The 219-nt window shown below is 38.8% G+C and carries 1 protein-coding gene; it reads right to left on the bottom strand.

The genetic code is table 11. The features are described 5' to 3' along the window. Positions 1-2: 2 nt before the first annotated feature. Positions 3-219, bottom strand: a 217-nt coding sequence (locus tag HMPREF2658_RS09370; protein ID WP_141758295.1) for an LPXTG cell wall anchor domain-containing protein, incomplete at its 5' end; no start/stop codon positions are given.

Consider the following 219-nt stretch of genomic DNA (forward strand, 5'->3'; position numbering starts at 1 on the left):
TATTATTTGTTTTGTTTTTTGCGACGACCGAATAGCAATAATGAACCTAATGCTGCGAATAATCCGCCAAATAACGTTGCGTTATTTGAGCCGTTATTTTCACTACCTGTTTCTGGTAATGCTTTCGCTTTTTTGTGATGGTCTTTAGTAGCACTCATTGGTTTCACAGGTGTATGTTTTCCTGCATCTGAATCGCTATCTGAGTCTGAGTCGCTATCT

Origin of the sequence: Staphylococcus sp. HMSC062H10, assembly GCF_001836945.1 — a bacterium.
GTDB classification, from domain to species: Bacteria; Bacillota; Bacilli; order Staphylococcales; family Staphylococcaceae; genus Staphylococcus; species Staphylococcus aureus.